Origin of the sequence: Bradyrhizobium sp. Mp27, from assembly GCF_029953005.1 — a bacterium.
In the GTDB taxonomy this organism is placed as follows: domain Bacteria; phylum Pseudomonadota; class Alphaproteobacteria; order Rhizobiales; family Xanthobacteraceae; genus Bradyrhizobium; species Bradyrhizobium barranii.
This window is the reverse complement of sequence record NZ_JASAUS010000395.1, coordinates 1-2,478: the sequence shown is the minus strand read 5'-3', so window position 1 is coordinate 2,478 and position 2,478 is coordinate 1. Positions and strand designations below refer to the sequence as shown.

The 2,478-nt window shown below is 57.6% G+C and carries 2 protein-coding genes; both read left to right on the top strand.

Going from position 1 to position 2,478, the window contains the following annotated elements; translation table 11 throughout:
* Window positions 1-100 precede the first annotated feature (100 nt).
* Complete coding sequence (locus QJT78_RS50180; protein WP_049810661.1) at window positions 101-538, top strand: HNH endonuclease; 438 nt, start codon at window positions 101-103, stop codon at window positions 536-538.
* Window positions 538-2,421, top strand: a complete 1,884-nt coding sequence (locus QJT78_RS50175; protein ID WP_281460829.1) for a hypothetical protein — start codon at window positions 538-540, stop codon at window positions 2,419-2,421. Before QJT78_RS50180 ends, QJT78_RS50175 begins: the two co-directional genes overlap by 1 nt.
* Window positions 2,422-2,478: the final 57 nt, after the last annotated feature.

The window sequence follows — 2,478 nt, the reverse complement described above, 5'->3', positions numbered from 1 at the left end:
ACCTGCTTTGTTACGAAGCAGGCAGCGCAACAGACCAACCTGTAGGGGGTCAATTTTGGACGCCGATCCCCCGGCTTAGGGGGTCAATATTGCAAGCCGAATGACACCGGAGACCGGGAAACTCGTCAGGAAGTTTCGCTCTGGAGAGAAGGAGGCGGGCTTCCTAAGTGGCGATTATTTGCGGGTGAGCATAAACCATAAGATCTACCTTGTTCATCGCCTGGTTTGGAAAATGGTCACTGGCGAAGAGCCGGTTGGCTATATCGACCATATTGATGGTAACAGGTTCAACAATGCGTGGGCGAACCTTCGTGATGTCACCCACGATCAGAACATGTGGAACGCAAAGCTATTCCACAACAACACTAGCGGCTATCGCGGGGTCTCTTTCATCCAGTCGCACGGGATGTGGAGAGCGGCAATCTCTGTGAACGGCAAGAAGAAGCATATCGGATATTTTGACACCGCAGAGGCCGCACACGTTGCATTCGTAGCCGCAAGTGCCGAAGTGCGTGATGAATATGCGAGGGTGGCCTGATGCGCGTTGTGCCGAAGCCCGACAAGTCGACGCCGCTTCTTGAAGCGGATGGCAAGACCGTCTCGCAGGCTTGGGATGAGTACGGACAAGTGCCGATCTGGAACGACACCACCAAGATTTATGTGCCGGGGACTTCTGCCGTTCCCTTATCGGTGCTGCCGGAAAGATACCGTAGCCGCGCCAGTTCGGCATCCGCTTACCAAGACATCATCCATAGGTCTTTTGATTTGGCTGGTGTCGCGTCTCCCGCTTCCGCAGGTTCGAAAGCTGTAGTGGCCCCGGCCGTTCCGCGAACTGCTCCACCCGCCCCGACGAACGAAATTGTTAATGCGGCCAGCCGCGTTTCTGATGTCGCGCCTGAAGCGGTTCAGGTTCCCAGAGCGTTCGCAAGCGATAACATGGCCGTTCAGCGGACTGCGCAAGGCATCCGCAATATCCCTGTCGTCGGGGATGCTATCCCACGAGCAACCGGAGAGATGGCCGATCAACTCGGTGGCGCGGTCAACAGCATTGCTTCCCACTATGGTGAGGGAAGTGGGCCTAACGTCGCAAACCGTATCAGAAACACAATCGGTGGCGCGGCAGAACGTGAAACCCAAGCGGCTAAGGCTGCTGCCGATAGCAGTGACGCTGCTGTTTTGGCCGATTGGGAACGGGCGCATACGGGCGCGAGAGATGCAATTACGGGGGCTGAAACCAACGCGCTAGAGGCGGCCAGGAGGTCTGTTGGCGATATGTCGCCGCAGGATATGGGAGCAACCCTCATTGCTCGCCTGCGACAGGGCGAGCGGGAAGCGCACGCCACGAAAGAGCGCCTCTATGGCGTTGCGGCCAATAGTGACGGCGCGATCAATGCCAACGCAGTGCGAGGCATTCGGAACGATGTAACTCGGTCGCTCGACGAGCAAGGGCTAATTGTAGACCCGCAGTTGACGCCGGCCGCATCTCGGATGGTGACGGAACTTGATAATATTTCCAACCTGAACATTCCGAACCGGGTAGCCCGCCCAACTTCAATGGCGCAGGGCGACGTTGAGACGGCGGCGGTCAGCATGCAGGGCCTTGAGCAAACGCGAAAGCGTCTCAATGCACTATCGCAGGCGGCGTCAAATGACGCTGATCGGCGCGCGGCCCGCCACGTCATTAGGGCTTACGATGATTGGCTCGGGAATGCGTTTGACAACGCCCTATTTTCTGGGAGCGATGAGGCGTTACAGGCTTACCGACAGGCCCGCGCAGCCAACACAGATTGGCGGCAACGCTTTGGGTTCAATGCTCGAGATGACGCGGATCGGATCGTAAACCGCATTGTAACGGGCGAGGTCACTCCGCAGGAGGCCTCCAATTATATCGTTGGTGCCTCTAAAGTCGGCGCCAAGGGCGTTTCGTCTCGGTTGCTGACCAGATTGGCTGAAGCAACAGGAAACGATCCAGAGGCTCTACAGGCCATCCGTGGGGGTGTCTGGAATAGGCTATCGCAGGCGACAGAGGGTACGGCCGCAAAGCCCGCAGCCAAGGTTGCCGACGATATCGGGGAGTTTCTGAACGGATCGGGGCGTGACGTAGCAAACCGGCTGTTTACGCCAGAGCAGCAAGGCGTCATGCGGGCTTATGCCGAGACGCTTCGGCGCGGCGGGCAGGCTCGCGAAACTCTTGCTGAAGCAGCAAAAAACTCAAAGCCTGGCGCATCTTCTCCGCAAGTCGGCCAGATGGAAGAACTCGCAAATGCCGTTTTGGGCAAGGGCGGGAAATCCGACGAGGCATTGTTTAACGCCATTGACAACTATGCGAAGTCAGGCAGCCGGGCTGATGTGAAGACGCTTGCTGACATCAGAGCTGGCCCCGCAAATTCGGACAGTAGCTTGAGTGGATTTTCTGCCTGACAGCGGCGAGGATTCTTGCTGCGAATCAGGAGCGAAGATGACGAAGAAGAGCCGCCG

What these genes read in the sequence shown, in the direction of transcription:
- QJT78_RS50180 (WP_049810661.1), top strand. Translation starts at nt 101, where the DNA reads ATGACACCGGAGACCGGGAAACTCGTCAGGAAGTTTCGCTCTGGAGAG.
- QJT78_RS50175 (WP_281460829.1), top strand. Translation starts at nt 538, where the DNA reads ATGCGCGTTGTGCCGAAGCCCGACAAGTCGACGCCGCTTCTTGAAGCG.